This window comes from Paenibacillus sp. NEAU-GSW1 (assembly GCF_009737085.1).
Taxonomy (GTDB): domain Bacteria; phylum Bacillota; class Bacilli; order Paenibacillales; family Paenibacillaceae; genus Pristimantibacillus.
Map to the genome: position 1 here is coordinate 13,384 of NZ_WOVL01000008.1, position 17,869 is coordinate 31,252.

Here is a 17,869-nt window from a genome sequence, read left to right on the forward strand (position 1 = left end):
GACAGTAAAATAAGAAGCACCGGTTTTTCCCCTACATATACGCTGGCAGAAGCGGTTGAAGATGCTTTGCACTATTATCAACATGTAAGTCATCGTGAGTAAAGCTATCCGTTACCAGTCGTCTTTCTGTAAGCTGCCGGCGCCAGCCCCGTCCACTTCTTGAACGCGTTGTGAAAGGCGCTCGGTTCGGAATAATGAAGCAGGTAGGCGATTTCTCCGATTGAAAATTCTTTTCCCCGCAAATATTGCTGCGCAAGCTCCTTGCGTACTCGAGCAGATAGCTCATTGAACGAGGCATCCTCCTCTTTGAGCTTCTCCTGCAGGGATCGCGTGCTCATGCCGAATGCTTCAGCCGTCTGCTTTAGCGTCGGCATGCGTGCAGGCATGCAGCCGATCATCCATTGGAACACCTGGCTTGAAAGCGTCCGGCCTGTGAGCAAATGTTGTTTCTTTTCATCCGCAATCGGCTCGAACGCCAAGCGCAGCTTCGGATCCGAATATAGTATCGGATAGCTCAGCACTTCTTGCTTGAACCGCAGAAAGCTTTCGCCGTTCCCGAAGACGGGCTCCACGCCAAACAGCTCCGTGTACGGGCTGATGTCGGCGGGTGCCGTGTGCGCGAATTGCACCTCCAGCAGAGGAATGGTCCGATTGCTCATGAGCCCCATCAAGTGATAGACGGAACTTGTCATGTCCTCCAAGCAATGTCTTGGCATCGGCCGGCCGTCATCGCGAGCAAACCGCAGCCGGATATCCCCGCCTTCGCTGCTCCATTCGAGATTCGCCCCGCTGCACAAAATGACGTTATAACGCTGATAAGCTTTCAGCGCATTCTCGATCGTTTCCGAGTGCATCATGACATAGCCGAGTATCCCCATGTCCGAGATGTCCGTCGTCCTGCCCTGAAATAAGCCAAAGCTTTCATCATTTGTGAATGCTGCCGCTTCGTTCATAAGCCGCTCCAGCTCTTCCCCGGAAATGCGCGTTTCCGCGTCTCGAAGCAAGCCCGGATCGAATGCGGCAGTTTGGCAAAAGCGATCGAAATCCAGCTTTTTACGAGCGATCGCTTTCATGATCGGATATACCATTGTAATCGAAACTTCCCGTCCAGCAGCCACCATTCCCGCCCCCACTCCAAATCTGCGCGATCGATCAACGATTATGCGTGTTGGATCATTTTCCCATACTGACCTTTACTATATAGTGAAAACATCTTAGAAAACAAGGGGAGAAACCATTACTATGAATACGTTGATTATCGTCGGACATCCCGATGCAGAAAGCTACTGCAGCGCACTGGCTCGCGCATATGCGGAAGGAGCATCTTCGCTTTCGGCTAACGTTCGATTGCTGGAGCTGGGCAAACTCGATTTCAATCCGAACCTGGAGTATGGATACAGGAAAAGAACAGAGCTTGAGCCTGATTTGCTGCAGGCGCAGGAATGGATTCGCTGGGCGGATCATCTTGTCATTGTATATCCTACCTGGTGGGGAACGATGCCGGCTATGCTCAAAGGCTTCATGGACCGCGTGCTGCTTCCCGGCTTCGCCTTCAAATACCGGGAAAACTCCGCGCTGTGGGACAAATTGCTAACCGGAAAAACCGCACACCTTATTGTCACTTCAGATACGCCCAGTTGGTTCAATCGGCTCGTCTATCGCCAAGCTGGACACAGCATCATGAAGCGCAACATTCTCGGTTTTTGCGGGGTGAAGACGAAACGGGTAACAGAGGTCGGGCCGGTTCGCGGCTCCTCGGACAGATCGAGGGACAAATGGCTGGAGAAAACGAAAGAGCTCGGATCACGGTTTGCTTAAGCGGAATGGGGAGAGGCACATCTAATAGCTGCGTTTAAACCGCACCCTGCGCCTGCGCATCGGTTACTCTTGCGCCCGGACATAGAAATAACGCTGTGCAGCAGCGTTATTCGGACACATTCCCGCCCAGACGCAGAAATAACGCTGGCAGACAGCGTTATCTCGTCGCAGAGATGCGGAAGTTTATAGGGCTTGTTCAGGTTTTCCAATATAGTCGGTTAGCGCCGATGCAGACTGCCGGACAGAGATTGAGGGACGAAGCACGATTTTTTCTGGCTCCTCACCCGGCTTAGCAATTTGGCGGACAAGAAGCTGAACGGCCGTCTGTCCCAGCTGCTCGATCGGCTGGGCGATCGTCGTCAGCGGCGGATCCGTCACCGAAGCGAGCACCGTATCATCGAAGCCAACGATGGAGCAGTCCTGCGGGATTCGCAGTCCGCTTTCTTTAACCGCCCGGAAGGCTTCAATGGCAAGCAGATCGTTACAGCAAAATATCGCGCTCGGACGATTGGGCATGCTCAGCAGCTCCATCGCCCGTTCCTTGCCATCCTTACGTCCGCAGCTGAGAACATAGGCCGGATCAAGAGATATACCCGCCGCTTCAGCGGTTTGTCTGAAGCCGCGCACCCGTTCTCTGCTGCTGCTTATCGAGTCCTGTTCGGCAAGTACGGCGAGCCGGCGGTGTCCGAGCGAGATCAGATGCTCCGCCGCAGCCGCTCCGCCCGCGTAATCATCCACCACTACGGACGGGATCGTCACTAATGGAAACTCCCGCGCGAGCAAAGCGACCGGAACACCGCCCTGCAGCAGCGGTTTTAAGACAGACAGCTGCTGCATCCCGGTACTAATAATGACTCCGTCCACATTTTTCTGCTGCAGCAGTGCGGCATAATGTTCGACCTTCTCGTCCTTGTTATCGGTACTGCATATAAAGACGCTGTATCCGTGGCGCTGCCCTTCATCCTCGACCGCCCTTGCGATCTCCGCGAAAAAGGGATTGGATATATCAGGCACAAGCAAGCCCAGCGCGTAGGTCTTCTTGCCTGTAAGTGCAGAAGCGATCATACTCGGCTTGTAGCCCATACGCTCCATGATCCGCCTAATCTCTTCCCGGCGTTCCTCGCTGATTTTTCCTTTGCCGTTAATGACAAGGGAAACAGTAGCAATGGATACGCCAGCTTCTTTGGCTACATCATATATGGTTGCTTTCATGATTGCCGTTCTCCAATCCATGTAACATAATACATTTATTATGCGCCCAAATGGATCCGCTTTCAACCATTATCTGGGCGCGGACGGAGACGGCATTAGCCACGCATGCGCCGGATCGTTATAGAACTTCCATACGCGGACCGGTCCGGCCATCACATTCAAGTAATAAACTTCATAGCCCGGGGGCGCCGAGACGGGATGGTACCCTTTGGGCACAAGGACGGCTTCGCCGTCGCCTACAGCCAACGTTTCATCAAGCGACCGGTCATCCGTATAAACCCGTTGAACCGCAAAGCCCTGAGCCGGATTCGTATGATAATAGTAGGTCTCTTCGAGCAGAGACTCCTCGGGCAGAAAGTCCCGGTCATGCTTGTGCGGCGGGTAGCTCGACCAATGTCCGCCAGGCGTAAATACCTCAACAACCAACAGGCTGTCGGCAGGCTCGCTTTCCGGCAAAATGTTATGAACCAGCCGCTCCATGCTGCCGCTTCCGCGAACCTCAACGCCCACTTGCTCCGGCGCGATAAGACGCGCTTCATGCCCGCTTTTGCCCGGCGCAAGACATAACGCCAGCTCCAGCTCCGTGAGCGCCGTCACTTCCCAGCTGTCGCCGCTTGGCACATAGACCGAGTATGGCGGTATTTTCTCAAATACGCTCATTCTTCCACCAATGCCGCTCCAGCTCTTTGTCTTCGTAGCGACATCAGCCTTGCCGCTCAGCAGCACGAGACAGGCTTCCTGATCCCCTGTCTTACGCTTGAGCACTTGCCCCTCAGCCAGCTTAAACACTTCAAAGCCGACATATTCCCATCCCGCCGACTGCTTCGTAATCGAAAGAACCGAGCCGTCTTCTTCCGGCACATGCTGCGGCGATACGATTAAATTGCTCATAGCGTTTGCCTCCTTAGCAGGTTACAATCTATGCCAGCTCGTTGAGCTTAACCGGCCTACTCAGTTTGGCCGATTGCTTAGCCGCCCGTGCGATTAGCTCCGCCTGAAGACCGTCGAAGCCCTCCACCGGAAGCGGCCGGTTATACAATACACTGTCAACGAACATTTTTGTCTCTTCGATATAAGCCTCGTTATAGCGCTCCAGGAAAAAATGAAGCGGCTTATCGCGGACAACGCCTGTCCCGTCGCTGACCGTGACCGTGTTCGGGTAATCATTCTCTGCCGCTACGGTGCCAAGAGAACCAAACACTTCGACGCGCTGGTCGTAGCCGTAAGCGGCGCGGCGGCTGTTATCGATGACGGCGAGTGCGCCGTTAGTAAAAGTAAGCGTCGTTACGGCCGTATCATAATCATCCAGCTCTCCGAAAACCGGATCAATCAGCACTGCGCCTTGGGCGAATACCGTATCAACCTCGCTCCCCGACACGAAACGAGCCATGTCAAAGTCATGGATCGCCATATCCATGAAGATGCCGCCGGATACTTTAATGTACTCCGGGCTAGGCGGGTTCGGATCCCGCGATGTAATTTTTACGAGATGAGGATCGCCGACCCGGCCCTCTTCGACGACCTCCCGCAGCCGTTTGAAATTATGGTCAAACCGGCGGTTAAAGCCAATCTGCAGCTTTACGCCTGCCTTGTTTACCGCTTCAAGCGCCTCTTTTGTCCGATTGACGTCCATGCTGACCGGTTTCTCGCAAAAAATATGTTTTCCCGCTTCCGCCGCCTGAATAATGAGCGGAACATGCGTATCCGTCGATGAACATATAAATACCGCATCAATATCCGGATGTCCGATAATTTCCGAACTGTCTGTCGTAACGAGGCCGATGCCGCGGGCATTAGCCCACGACGTCAGCTCCTCGTTTGCATACAGATCGCTGACGGCGACAATTTGCGCCTCCGCCATGCGAAGCAGATTATCGGCATGAATTTTGCCGATGCGCCCTGCGCCGATAATGCCTACTCTAACCTTGCTCATAAGCCGCTCCTCCATCCGCCCGCTTACCAGCGTGCTGTCATCATTTTTTTACGCGTGTAGAACTCAACCCCATCCGTACCGTTGGCATGAAGATCGCCGTAGAACGATTCCTTCCAGCCCGAGAACGGGAAGAAGGCCATTGGCGCCGGAACGCCAAGATTGATGCCAAGCATGCCCGCGTCAATCGTCTCGCGGAATTGCCGCACATTGCTGCCGTCCTTCGTAAACAGGCATGCGCCGTTTGCGAACGAGGAACGGTTCGCGATCTCAATCGCTTCATCAAGCGAGGAAGCGCGCATGATGGACAGAACCGGCGCAAAAATTTCATCCCGCCAAATTTTCATTTCGCAGCTGACATTATCGAAGATCGTCGGGCCGACAAAATAGCCTTTTTCACCCGCAGCGGCATCCTTGCGGCCGTCACGCAGCAGCGTTGCGCCTTCCTGCTCGCCGGCTTCAATGTATCCGAGCGTCCGCTGCTTATGAGATTCACGGATGACTGGCCCAAGGAATACCCCCTCATCCAAGCCGTTGCCGATCGTGATGGCATCCGCTGCCTGCTGAAGCTTCAGCACGAGCGAATCAGCCGCATCGCCGACAGCGATGACAACTGCGCAAGCCATACAGCGTTCTCCCGCCGAGCCAAAAGCTGCGCTGACGATCTGGGTGACCGCTGCGTCAAGGTCGGCATCCGGCATCACGATCGAGTGATTTTTGGCCCCAGCCAGCGCCTGAACCCGTTTGCCGTTTGCCGTCCCCGTTTTGTAGACATATTCGGCAACCGGCTGGGAACCGACAAAGGAGACCGCAGCAATATCCTTGTTCTCCAAAATGCCATTTACGACATCATGGGCGCCGTGCACAATATTGAGCACACCTGCCGGCAGCCCCGCTTCCGCGAACAGCTCAGCAAGCCTGGACGCCAAAATCGGCGTCCGTTCGGACGGCTTCAGCACAAACGCATTGCCGCATGCGATCGCAAGCGGGTACATCCAGCACGGTACCATCATCGGGAAGTTAAACGGCGTAATCCCGCCTACGACCCCGATCGGGTAGCGGTACATGCCTGATTCCAGATTCGATGCGATATCCGGAAGCTGTTTGCCCATCATCAGCGTTGGCGCGCCTGCGGCGAATTCCACGCATTCGATTCCCCGCTGCACCTCGCCGTAAGCTTCCGTGTAGCTTTTGCCGTTTTCCAACGTAATGAGCCGCGCCAGCTCCTCCCAATGCTCAACGAGCAGCTGCTGATATTTAAACAAGACGCGCGCGCGGCGCGGAACCGGCGTCCGGCTCCAGCTGCCGAAAGCCAGCTTCGCTGCGGCAACCGCCTGATCCAGCTCCTCTCGGGACGAGATCGGCACATGAGCGAGCACTTCGCCGGTTGCCGGATTGTAGACCGGCTCTGTTTTACCGGATTCCGAAGGCACCCATTGCCCCCCGATCAGATTATTTAACGTTTTCACATCTGCATTTGTATTGGTTTGACTCATTGGTTGTTCCCCGCTTTCGTATAAGATCGTATTAACTTGCTGTAATTTCGCCTTTCAGACAACGCTCGATATACTCGTGAACTTGCGGCGCCTTCGGCATTGCATCCGAGCAGCTATGACTGGAGATTACGATGCAGGCGGCTGCGCTGCCGAACTCCATGCTGGCGCTAATGTCCCACCCTTGCATGAGTCCGTAGAGAAAACCGGCTGCGTAAGAATCGCCTGCCCCAAACGTCTTCACGACCTTAGCCGGGAAGCTTCTTGCCCGGTGCGAAGCGCCGTCGTTCGTATATGCGATCGAGCCGTCCTTGCCATGCTTGATAATGACGATTTCGGCGGAATGATTGAACCATTTGGCCGCCGTAATATGATCGTTCCGCTCCGGATTGCTCCCGAGCCGTTCCATCATATCGAACTCTTCCCGCGTTCCGATGATAATGTCGCATTTTTCCGCAGCCAGGTTATAATAGACAGCCGTCTCCTCATCCGAAGTCCATGTATAAGGCCGGTAATCGAGGTCAAAAGCAATGACAGCCCCGTGCCGCTTCGCGTACTCGAGCGCCTGGAACACGGCTTCGCGAGACGGGCTTTGAGCCAGCGCCGTGCCGGAGATGAGAAGCATCTTTGCATTTGCGATTAGCTCCTCCCGCACCTCTCCCGCTTCCAGCTTTAAATCCGCAACATTGTCCCGGTACATCAGAATGCTGCAGTCGGACGGGCTTTTGATCTCGGTAAAAGCAAGACCGGTTACCGCCCCTGTCCGGTCGACCGAAACGCCGGATGCCTCAATGCCTTCCTTGTTCAGATAGCCGGTGATGAACCGTCCCATTTGATCGTCGGCAACTTTGCCGATGAACGCGGTTTTAAGCCCTAAACGCGACATTCCGATACAAATATTCGCTGGCGAACCGCCGACGTATTTCGTAAATGTAACGGTTTCCTCCATCGGGCGATTGATTTCATTCGCATTTAAATCAATGCATAAGCGTCCGACAGCAACGAAATCAAGCGGTTTTGCCGCATTGAATACAACGTTATTCCCCATTCGCCTACTCTCCCTTCCGCTCGTTCTCTTGAATCAGCTTCTCTATATATTGCAGCGCATTACGCGCATATTCGTATGGAGGGTGAAGCGCGGGGTCCTGCTCCCCTTCGAGCATCGCCCATCCCGCGTATCCGTTTTCCAATAGTGTCGAAACAATCGGCGCAAAATCAATACAGCCGTCGCCAGGTACGGTAAACACGCCTTTGCGGATACAGGTTACAAAATCGGCTTGCTCAACGCGCGCTTCTTCCAAAATGGCCGGACGAATATCCTTTAGATGAATGTATGCGATCCGGTCGTAATGCTTGCGAAGCACCTGCAGCGGATCGGCGCCGCCGTAGTAGGCATGCCCTGTGTCATACAGCAACCAGACGAGCGAAGGCGAGGTCAGCTCCATCAGACGGTCGATTTCCTCCGGCGATTCAACGACCGTCCCGCCGTGATGATGGTAAGCAAGCTTCATGCCATATTCACGGGCAATGCTTCCCGCAGCGTTCAAGCCTTCCGCAAGACAGCGCCAGCCGGCTTCGTCCAGACGGAGCACCTCCTTCTCGTTTGGCGTACGGCGGGGATCGAAGTGCAGCGAACCGCCTACCTCCGCCGTGCTGATAACCGTGCTGCCCATACGGCTAAGAAACTCGCAATGAGCCCGATAGGCTGCCAGCTCTTGCTCGCGGAAAGCGGGATCGGACAGAAGAACGGACTTCCATTGCGATACCAGCTGAATACCTCGGGATGTCAGCTCCTGCTTCAATACCGCCGGGTCCTGAGGATATTTGCGTCCCATTTCCGTGCCGGTTAAACCCAGCCTTTGAATATCGTTTAAAATGGTCTCATATGACGTGTCCGCCCCATGCTCGCGAACATCTTCCCCAACCCAGTTAATCGGGTGAATGCCCATCCGGAAGTTACGCATACTTGCTCCTCCTCGCTATGCTAGTTCGTATTTCTTACAGCTTCTTTGCTTTTCCGGTCTCCTCCGCCATGCGTCGATGGGCCGCTTCAACCTTCGGGCTTTCCGATACAGCCGGTACATCCACACGCCACCACGATTCGTAGCCGGAAGTATTCGTTCCCGGAACGACTTTGATCTCAATCAGCGTCGATACCGTTTCCGCACGAGCCTGACGAAGCGCCTCATGAAGCTGCTGCGCGGTATGAACCGTATAAGCGCAGGCTCCTAAGCTGCGCGCCTGTGCAGCGAAATCGATCGGCATATAGCTGCCGGTCAACTGTCCGTCCAGCGGATTGCGGTAACGGAACTCGTTGCCGAAGCCGTCGCTGCCATGCCCTCTTTGCAAATTGTGAATGCACTGGAAGCCGCTGTTGTCGAAGAGCAATACCGTCATCTTCACGCCTTCCTGCAGGCTGGTGACAAGCTCGGAATGCAGCATTAAATAACTTCCGTCTCCGACTACGGCGTAAACCTCTCGACCCCGGTCCGCCAGCGCCGCTCCGAATGCGCCGCTCACTTCATAGCCCATACAGGAGAAGCCGTATTCCATGTGGTAAGTCTTTGGCTCAAGCGGCCGCCACAGCCGATGCAGATCGCCGGGAAGGCTTCCTGCCGCTGCAACGATAACAGCAGACGGCGGAAGCGATTCATTGATGACGCCGAGCGCCCGCGTCTGCGACAGTCCTGCTTCATGCTCTGCCGTGTAGAGCTGTTGAACCTCGCGGTCCCATTCCGCCTTAAGCGACGCCAGCTCGCCTGCATCGTAACCGCTTGCATAGTTCAGCTCAGCCAGCGCTTGCTGCAACGCCGTTAATGCTTCTTTCGCGTCTGACGTCACGGCTAAGCCGTTTTGCTTCACAGCATCAAAACCGCTTATGTTGATATTGATAAACTGCACTTCATCATGTTCAAACGCAGACTTAGACGAGGTCGTAAAATCCGAGTACCGGGTACCGACTCCGATAATGACGTCAGCTTCCTTCGCCAGCTTGTTGGCTGCCAGCGTCCCCGTGACGCCTACGCCGCCCATATTTAAAGGATGATTCCATGGAAGAGCGCTTTTGCCCGCTTGGGTCTCGGCTACCGGAATGCGGAATGACTCGACAAATGCGGCAAGCGCCTCAGTCGCTTCACTGTAATGCACGCCTCCGCCTGCGATCAGAAGCGGCTTCCGCTTGCCGGACAGCAATGCAGCTGCCCGCTTAATCGTCTGCGTTGCTGGAGGGCGGCGGTCAATCAAATGCACCCTTTTCGCAAAAAAAGATTCCGGATAATCGTAAATCTCCGCTTGCACGTCCTGCGGCAAAGCTAGCGTTACAGCTCCCGTCTCGGCAGGATCGGTCAATACCCGCATCGCCGAAAGCGCGGCCGTCATCAGCTGTTCCGGACGGACGATGCGGTCCCAATACCGGCTGACCGGCTTAAAAGCATCAACAGCCGAGATCGTATAATCGCCGGGATGCTCCAGCTGCTGCAGCACCGGATCCGGCTGCCGGCAGGCGAAGTTATCGCCAGGAAGCAGCAGGAGCGGAATCCGGTTCACCGTTGCGGTGCCAGCCGCCGTCACCATGTTCAGCGCGCCAGGGCCGATGGAGGAGGTGCAGGCGAAAATTTGCTTTCTTCCGCTCTGCTTGGCAAACGCCATTGCCGCATGCGCCATCCCCTGCTCGTTTTTCCCTTGAATAAAAGCCAGGCTTCCGGGACTCCGTTCCAGCGCTTCACCAATGCCCGTCACGTTGCCGTGCCCGAATATGCCCATTACGCCTTTGACGAATTTCGTCTCCGTTCCGTCAACCGATATATACTGATTGTCTAGAAAGCGAAGGAGTGCTTGTGCCATCGACAGTTTAATCGTCTTCATCGTTTCCCGCCTTTCTATTTGATCCATTTAGATTAAGCGCTTAACTTCATATAAAAAAGAACTAACATTAATGGATTCCTGCAAAAGTGCAGGCTTATCTAGCGAATGATCTAGGTTCATCGCCGATTCCTGCGAAAGTGCAGGAAATTCATATAGCTAATACTCAAAGCAAGCTTCAAAGCCCTATATTCCTGCACTTTAGCAGGAATATGCCTGTTTGGTTCGATGTGACGGACTTAAAAGATGCACTTTTGCAGCAACCTCTTCTAAGAGCTTATATTTTCTACCTCTACCGAAATGACATTTTTCATACGGCGCATTTCTTCGTAAATAGAGGTAGTCGGGTATAGCGCGCCGGACGACAGGACCAGCCGGATTTCCTTCCGGCCATCCGTCATGTCCTTAATCGTTGTATGCTTGACCTGATGATCGGATCGGATGCTGGCGAACATGCCGTCCAGCTCGGCCGATCGGTCAAAGGTCATGCATACCAAGACGTCACGCTCGCGCAGTTTGGATGGGCCAATAGCGCGTACGACGAGCGGTACCAGATTAACGGCTAGAATGATCATACCGGCAGCTGTAAAAGCTTCCTTATAAAAGCCTGCGCCTGCCGCGATGCCTAGCGCCGATGCCGACCAGACCATCGCGGCTGTCGTCAGGCCGGAAATGACATCATTATTCCGCCTTAGTATAACTCCGGCGCCGATAAAGCCGACGCCGCTTACAATTTGCGCTGCAAGGCGCATCGGATCCATATTGGTCATCCCAGGCCGGGCGAGCTCGCTTGCCGCTTCGATCGATACCATCGTAATGAGGCAGCTTGCCACGGAAATGACCATACTTGTTTTAATGCCAAGCGGCTTATGCCGCAGCTGTCGGTCTACTCCGATCAGCAGCCCGAGGGCTAATGCCGCCCCAAGCTTGATTGCAAACAACGCGAATCCTCCCTTCTGGAGTTGCGTTCACTTTCATGTCTGAACTAGCCCGCTAAGTGCCGTTTAGGCTGTTAAGCATGCTGACTTCAACGCCGGCAAGCATCATAATGCCAATGCCGTGATTGTCGTTAACGACCGTGCGCAAATCATACATATAGTAATCCGGCGAGAAGGAGTAACGAGATCCGCTGCACACGCCATAAACATTGCCTGATCGATCAATCGCCTTTTCCGTCAATCCCCGCCATGCTTTCCTTGCAGCTGCCGCATAATCCCGATCGCTGGAAAGCCAGCCGAAGCGGATGCCCCGGGCGAAGGCGTAAGCGAACATGGCGGTGCACGATGCTTCCTCGTAAGCGTCAGGCTCATTCAGCACCTGCCGCCATAAGCCCGAGCCGCTTTGCAGATCGGCAACGCCGGCGCACATCGCCTTGAAAAAATCGAGCAGCGCAGCGCGGTCCGGATGATCCTCCGGCAACCGTTCAAGCAGCTCAGAGAGCGAGAACAGCACCCATCCGTTGCCCCGTCCCCAAGGGACTTTTGTAGCCTGGCCGTATTTGAAATCATAGACATGCGACATGATCTGTTCTTCTTCAATAAAGAGATACTGGCGGAACAGCAGAAACTGGCGGGCCGCCTCATCCATCGTTTCGCGGTTTCCGGTAACGACGGCGTATCTGGTCAGGAAAGGCGCGCTCATGTACAAATCGTCCGCCCACATCGTGTTGTCGAAATATTCGCCTTCGCTTAACCGGAAGAATGCTCCGTCCTCTCTTCGCTCCAGCCCCTTCAGCATAAAGTCTGTGATCGAATCGGCAATGCGGCGGAACATGCCGTCTCCTTCCTGCAATTGCGCTTCCAGCATCGCGGAGCCAAACGAGCCGCAGTTGTCCAGCATCCGCATCAGCACCAGCTGGTGGTTTACGCTTGGGAAGCCGTACTCCCGGCGGTCCCAGAGGGCGTAATCATACATGTCTGTGCAGGTTCGGATATGTGAAAAGGCGTAATTAGCCAAATCTTTACGGTTTAACTCCCGCGCCATTCGCAGCAGACCGTACATCGTCACGCCAAGCGGATAGTCCCACCGCCCGAAGTTCGTTGCGGCACCGGTTGTCCAATTGTTGCTTAACATCGCATTCTCATAGAACGGGCGGAGACGGGTTGCCGGCATATCCAGCGACCAGTACGTGCTGCCTGACGGCTGTCCTTGGAGATCAACGGCAGGCAGCAGGGCAGAAAGCTGACAGACGTCAGTTGCTTCAAGCTCCACGTTGGCATCAATTGGGCCGGCATACAGCCAATCGCCGCCGCAGCCGTGAATGCGGACAGGCTGCTTTAAAGACAGCGGCTCGCCGTCTGCCGAAGCATTCAGCTCGAAGCCCCAGCCCTGCGCGCTATTTGCCGTACGAATCAATAGATGACCGCTGCCGGATACTAGCTCCACACTTTCACGGAATGCTCCCGCTTCCGTCATCGTCAGCGCCAGCCGCCCGTCCAGCCATACGGAAGCCGGCCCAAATACTCGCCCTTCCAGCACTATCGTCCTGTCCCCCGTTAGCGGCAGCCGTGTCCAGCCGTAGCCGGCAACGGTGTTTTCCGGCCTTCCGAACAAACGCTCCAGATTCGGGAGTTTCTCTTCCTCACTCTGCCACTTCGTGCGAGGCAGCCAGCGAATGCCGGTGTTTTCCTCCGGCTGCCTATCATCAGGGAATTGGCCTTCTCCGTAACACGGCTGTTTCACGGGCTCGGAGAACACCCATCCGGCGCTTCCGTCTCTGCCAGAGAATGGCGCAAGTACGTTAAGAATCCGTACCTTCGCTTCCACGACTCCGAATCGGCAGCCAAAGCCCGCAGGTGTCCGTCTTGCTTCGATCAAAATCCGGTTCCACCCTTTCGCCAGCAGCATCGGGATGACAACACAGGCATCAGGCCTCATTTCTTCAACGGCAGACGTACGAAACAGCTGTTGTTCATTCATGTAAAGCCGAATTGGACCGTGAGGCTCCAAATTACAGTCAATCGAACGTTCGTTATCGCTCCAAACCAGCCCGTAAACGTATGCGTAATCGCCATTTTTCGCTTGCGGCCATCGGGAACCGAGGTTCATATCGTATAAGCCTTCTTCATTTTGTAAAATCCCCTGCTGCGAGAAAGCGCGGTAAGCAAATGGTATTGGCGGATTAGCGCCGACATAGCGAGTCGCCAGCAGCTCCAGAATCCGGTTCTCCTCCTCGCCAAACGCATACCTTGCGCTCTCCCGAGGCTCTATATAGACCGTCATTGTCTTCCTCCCTCCTTGTCCCGGGAAGGCGACAGCCGAATATGAAATGTACGCTCATACGGTGTAAGGACATTTACGACCAGTGTCTGGCAGTCTGCCGGGAAGGCAGCTCCGCGGATCGATTTCATCCTGTGCTCGAATGCTCCGCCGTCCAGTTCAATCCAGTCATCACCGGCTGTGAAAGTCACTGCTCCATCCTTCCACAATTGAGTCCCCGTCTCGCCAGGCGCTCTTTCCCCGCCGCTAAATTCCCCATCCTTGCCGAATATGAAGGAAATTTGGGTCATCAATACATCCGGCTTGTCGCAGCAGACTCGAAGCTTCCAGCCGTCAACCGTTTCCGTCAACTCCGCTTGCACCTGATGCTGCTGCACATGAGTCGGCTGGCGCAGCTGATGCGGAAGCAAATACCACGGACTGACCTGTCCTTTCGAAGTTTCAGGCAGACTGTCTGAAGCAATCGGTCCGTAATAGCATTTCGATTCCGTTCCGGACAGCAAATAGCCGTTTTCCAGCTGTTCCATTTCGTTCATCTTTATAAAGCCCGGTTCAAATGTGCTGCTTACCTGTATGCCAAGCAGTCCGGCCTTCCCGTGCCGCAGCGCAAAGAAGGAATTGGTTTCCGTCATGACCGTCACGCTTGTTTGTCCTGTGTGCTGCCTGGCAACAGGCGCGCCAAACTCAGGGTGCAGCCTGCTGTGGAAAATCCGGCCGCCATGTCCTGCAGACGCCATCTGACTTAAATAATGCTTTCTCTCAAAATTTCCGTTAATCACTACTTTGTAGCGATCAGGCAGGCTGCAAGGCTCAACTGCGCAATTGCGCAGCTCCGGATGAAGCAAGAACCCGAGCAAGGCGTTGTTCGATATAGCGCCTGGATGGTATTGCGCTTCCGCTCCCAGTTTGGCAAGCGCCGCGAACAGCGGATCCTGATCCAGCTCGCTCATCAGACTGGACACTTGCAAATAGCCGGACATATCGTGCCGGTGGCCAAAATCCTGTCTTCCCGAATAATCCGTTACGACCTCGCCGTCCGGATAAATCAAATAGGCCATCATGCGAAGATTGCGCCGGACCGGCTCCAGCAGCTCGGGACGGCCAAGCAGCTCAGCGGTATGATACAGCATAACGTCGCTGACGCCGTTATATATGCCGTTGCTGCGCTCGGTCCATTCCCCGTCCTCCGTGCAATCGATCCCTTCCGCCAGCCATGCGTCTGCGCGGTCAAGCAATTCCTTATTGCCAGTCCATTTATACAGGAAGCCAAGCGCCGCCGTCAGCACCCAGCGATGATTAGGCGTATGGCAGCCGCCGGTCAGCAGCGCCGGTGCCGACCGCTCGAGAAACAAGCGGATATTCGAGCGAACGGACGCAAGCGCCGCCCATTCGTGCTTCTCCAGCAGCTCATAAAGCTGAGCCAGCCCTGCCACAGCAAAGGCGGTATCCGGCGGCGAATGCATATTTGTCCAGCCTGGCGAAATAGTGCCGTCAGTATGCTGGACACGGACGATAAAGGCGGCCGCCAGCTCGAGACGGCCCAGCAGCTGCTCGTCATGATAATAACGGGAATCTGCATTGACAACCGCGCAGCCCCAAATAGCCATAACCGCTAGCGTGCCCGTATGCGTCGGCCAAGCGATCCCGCTGTCACGATCCGCGACGCCGCCATAGAAGCGGCTTTGACTGTCCATGATTTGATTGTCAGCCTCTTTGTTTACCCAATCGTCGTTAACGGCTACCAGCTTTTCATACATAACGATCATCCTTCCAAGGTTCCTTCCTTTATGTCATGCCTGATCTTCGCCAGTTCCGCTTCGATCCGAGCCGGTATTTCTTCGTACAGCGCTGCCCAAGGAACAAGCAATTGCTCCGCGAGCTCATATGGAATGAATTCAAAAGATGGCGTAAACCGATGATATTTTTGCTGATAGGCTCGTACAAGCGCATTCGTCTCGTCATCGTAACGATCCCGTGCTTTATACCAGTCCGGCAATGTCAGCCCGTCCATTCCCGCCCCTTGATCCGTCGCCGTCCGTACATCAGGCAGCCGTTCAAACAGCTGGGGCAGCGGCGAGAACGCATGCTTTCCCGGCTGTGAATAAAGGCTTACCGTCCGGCCTGCCAGATTCGAGCGGTCAGGCAGCAGCGCCTTCAAATACTTGCCGTGGAAGCTTGCCTCCGCATCAGCAACGGCACCGCTGGCATCGATAAACACCCAGACATGCTCCAGCTCATACAAATGCTGAATGTCATAGTCCCAATAGATCGCAAATTCGATTACATAATCGATTCCAGCCGCTAAACGATCGAACTTCCGGCGAAAGGAAGGAGACTGCTCCCCCTCGCGCAGAATAGACACTCCTGCCCGAACCGGATAAAACGGCTCGTTCTTATCGAAATAAAGCTTCGGGGCAAACGCTGCCAAGTGATCCATATCCATACGCGCTAGCCTCCAAGCGCTGCAAGCTTGCCGAGCAGCCGCTCATGGCTAAGCTCGATTTCCTCAGGCGTACATGCCGCCTTCAGCTCATACACCTTCACTGGAGCAGCCTCGATAATCGGGAGAAAACGGTCAAAATAGTGCATATCGCCGCTGTGCACATATGGGCACCAGTGGTCCGACAGGCCGACGGTTTCATGAATATGAATACCGACGACGTCGTCCTTGATCGCTTCCATATCCCGCGCATTATCATACAAGCCCATTCGTTCCATCATCATGCCATGGCCAAAATCGTACCATAGCCCGACCTTCGCGCCCTGCAGCCGATCGAAGACCGTCTTCGCTTCCCGCAATGTCGGCATTTGATAGCAGCGCGACCGTGTTTCAATTCCGATCGATACGTCCCAGCCCTTCGCTTCAATCCGGTCGCACACTTCCTCCAGACTGTCTCCGATCCGGTTCAAGTAATGACCGGCCGCTGATTCCCTGCGCTCGATCATCTCGCTCCAAAGCTTAATGTAAGCCGCCGATTCAGAGCCCTGCTCGTTATAAATCTTCTTGAGCTCCTGATCAATGTTATAGTCGAACGGCACCTCGCCCGGATGGACGACAACCGCCTTCGCTCCGTACCGGTTCGCATATTCGGCAGAACGGAGGAGCAGCTCGATCGACCGCTTGCGCTTTACTTCGTCGTCAAATCCCAGCAAGACGGAATCGGTCCCGTAATCAGAATCTGCGACATGCGGGAACGTATTATGGACGCTCGATACCCCGATTTCTCCCCGTTCAATCATCGGCTCAATCGTCGACAGCAGCTCGCTTGTCACATTGTAATTCAACTCGACGAAACGGAAGCCCAGCTCGCGGATTTCGTCGATCATGGCGCTGCCGGTTTGATGCCGCTTTATATTCCAGCAGGTTGAAAACGAATATTGTCCTTTATCCTTCCCCATAGCTCAAACCCTCCGTATGATGAGCGGCTTAGTGAACAGCCGCGGCTTTGTTTAACCTTTTACCGCTCCAAGCATAACGCCGTTGACGAAATACCGCTGAAGCCACGGATAAACAATCAGAATCGGCACAGTTGCGAAAATAACGCTTGCAGCTTTTAAGCTTTCCGGCTGCAGCAGCTGCTGTCCGCTTGCTCCTTCCGCTTGCATAAGCTCGCTGACCATATTGTTTTGAACGAGCTGATAAAGCTTTAACTGGAGCGGATACATATCCGGGCTCGTAATGTACATCAGCGTGTCGGTAAAGCCGTTCCATCTTCCTACCGCATAGAACAGGCTCAGCGTGGCGATTACCGGCATCGACAGCGGTACGATAATGCTCAGAAGCGTACGGAAATAAGAGCTGCCGTCGATCTCGGCCGACTCCTCCAGCGAGTCGGGAATATTTTGAAAGAACGTAATCAAGATAATGAGGTAGAATGGACTGACAAGTCCGGGCAGCACAAGCGCCCAAATCGAATCCAGCAGGTTCAGGTTGCGCACCAGCATATATTCCGGAATAATGCCGCCGCTAAAAAACATCGTAATGACAATGATAAACATGACGATCTTGCGGCCTTTTAATTTTGACTTGGCAAGCGGATACGCTGCCGCAATAGACATCAGCATGCAAAATACAGTGAACAGAACCGTTAACATAACGGTGAAGCCGAGCGAACGGATCATCGCCATATCGGAGAAAACCTGCTTATACGCGCCCCAATTGATTTCTACCGGCAAAATGCTGACTTCGCCCGACATAATCGCCCGCGCCGAGCTTAAAGAAATCGCAATGATATGAATAAACGGAGCCAGACAAATCATTACAAATACAACAATCGCGAGCGTGTTAATCACATCAAATGTCCGGCTGGCGTTTCGATCTCTCATGTCTTATCGC

At 54.4% G+C, this 17,869-nt stretch carries 15 protein-coding genes; 1 reads left to right on the plus strand and 14 read right to left on the minus strand.

Going from position 1 to position 17,869, the window contains the following annotated elements; all coding sequences use genetic code 11:
- Nucleotides 1-104: 104 nt before the first annotated feature.
- Entirely contained in the window at nt 105-1,121 is a 1,017-nt protein-coding gene (locus tag GOM71_RS07475) for an AraC family transcriptional regulator (RefSeq protein WP_253944746.1), read from the minus strand.
- Between the two features lie 121 nt (nt 1,122-1,242).
- Between GOM71_RS07475 and GOM71_RS07480 the strand changes: the two genes are divergently transcribed.
- A complete protein-coding gene (locus GOM71_RS07480; RefSeq protein ID WP_156279397.1) occupies nt 1,243-1,818 on the plus strand; it encodes an NAD(P)H-dependent oxidoreductase in 576 nt (191 codons plus the stop codon).
- A gap of 183 nt (nt 1,819-2,001) precedes the next feature.
- Here GOM71_RS07480 and GOM71_RS07485 read toward each other — a convergent pair whose 3' ends face one another.
- The 13 genes from GOM71_RS07485 to GOM71_RS07545 all read right to left on the minus strand — a co-directional run bounded on the left by GOM71_RS07485 (nt 2,002) and on the right by GOM71_RS07545 (nt 17,859).
- Nucleotides 2,002-3,030, minus strand: coding sequence for a LacI family DNA-binding transcriptional regulator (locus tag GOM71_RS07485; protein WP_156279399.1), 1,029 nt, complete (start codon nt 3,028-3,030; stop codon nt 2,002-2,004).
- A gap of 69 nt (nt 3,031-3,099) precedes the next feature.
- Entirely contained in the window at nt 3,100-3,921 is an 822-nt protein-coding gene (gene iolB / locus GOM71_RS07490) for a 5-deoxy-glucuronate isomerase (RefSeq protein WP_156279401.1), read from the minus strand.
- 28 nt (nt 3,922-3,949) lie between these two features.
- Nucleotides 3,950-4,963 (minus strand): inositol 2-dehydrogenase, encoded by a 1,014-nt coding sequence (gene iolG, locus GOM71_RS07495; protein WP_156279403.1) that lies wholly within the window; start codon nt 4,961-4,963, stop codon nt 3,950-3,952.
- A 23-nt stretch (nt 4,964-4,986) separates the two neighbouring features.
- The gene (locus GOM71_RS07500; protein ID WP_156279408.1) at nt 4,987-6,456 is read right to left on the minus strand and encodes a CoA-acylating methylmalonate-semialdehyde dehydrogenase; all 1,470 of its coding nucleotides are present in this window, start codon (nt 6,454-6,456) and stop codon (nt 4,987-4,989) included.
- A 31-nt stretch (nt 6,457-6,487) separates the two neighbouring features.
- Entirely contained in the window at nt 6,488-7,501 is a 1,014-nt protein-coding gene (iolC, locus tag GOM71_RS07505) for a 5-dehydro-2-deoxygluconokinase (protein ID WP_156279410.1), read from the minus strand.
- A 4-nt stretch (nt 7,502-7,505) separates the two neighbouring features.
- Nucleotides 7,506-8,417: a myo-inosose-2 dehydratase gene (gene iolE / locus GOM71_RS07510; protein WP_156279412.1), complete on the minus strand. Its 912-nt coding sequence runs from the start codon at nt 8,415-8,417 to the stop codon at nt 7,506-7,508.
- A 34-nt stretch (nt 8,418-8,451) separates the two neighbouring features.
- Nucleotides 8,452-10,317: a 3D-(3,5/4)-trihydroxycyclohexane-1,2-dione acylhydrolase (decyclizing) gene (iolD, locus tag GOM71_RS07515; RefSeq protein WP_156279414.1), complete on the minus strand. Its 1,866-nt coding sequence runs from the start codon at nt 10,315-10,317 to the stop codon at nt 8,452-8,454.
- Nucleotides 10,318-10,583: 266 nt separating this feature from the next.
- The gene (locus GOM71_RS07520) at nt 10,584-11,255 is read right to left on the minus strand and encodes an MgtC/SapB family protein (RefSeq protein WP_156279421.1); all 672 of its coding nucleotides are present in this window, start codon (nt 11,253-11,255) and stop codon (nt 10,584-10,586) included.
- A 52-nt stretch (nt 11,256-11,307) separates the two neighbouring features.
- Nucleotides 11,308-13,536, minus strand: a complete 2,229-nt coding sequence (locus GOM71_RS07525; RefSeq protein ID WP_156279424.1) for a glycoside hydrolase family 88/105 protein — start codon at nt 13,534-13,536, stop codon at nt 11,308-11,310.
- A complete protein-coding gene (locus GOM71_RS07530) occupies nt 13,533-15,290 on the minus strand; it encodes a hypothetical protein (RefSeq protein ID WP_253944747.1) in 1,758 nt (585 codons plus the stop codon). The genes GOM71_RS07525 and GOM71_RS07530 overlap by 4 nt, the downstream gene beginning before the upstream one ends.
- Nucleotides 15,291-15,295: 5 nt before the next feature.
- Nucleotides 15,296-15,976 carry a hypothetical protein gene (locus tag GOM71_RS07535; protein WP_156279428.1) on the minus strand — a complete coding sequence of 227 codons (681 nt, stop codon included), beginning with the start codon at nt 15,974-15,976 and terminating at the stop codon, nt 15,296-15,298.
- Between the two features lie 5 nt (nt 15,977-15,981).
- On the minus strand, nt 15,982-16,932 hold the full coding sequence (locus GOM71_RS07540; protein ID WP_156279430.1) for a sugar phosphate isomerase/epimerase family protein: 951 nt from the start codon (nt 16,930-16,932) through the stop codon (nt 15,982-15,984).
- Nucleotides 16,933-16,983: 51 nt separating this feature from the next.
- Nucleotides 16,984-17,859: a carbohydrate ABC transporter permease gene (locus GOM71_RS07545; protein WP_156279432.1), complete on the minus strand. Its 876-nt coding sequence runs from the start codon at nt 17,857-17,859 to the stop codon at nt 16,984-16,986.
- Nucleotides 17,860-17,869 lie beyond the last annotated feature (10 nt).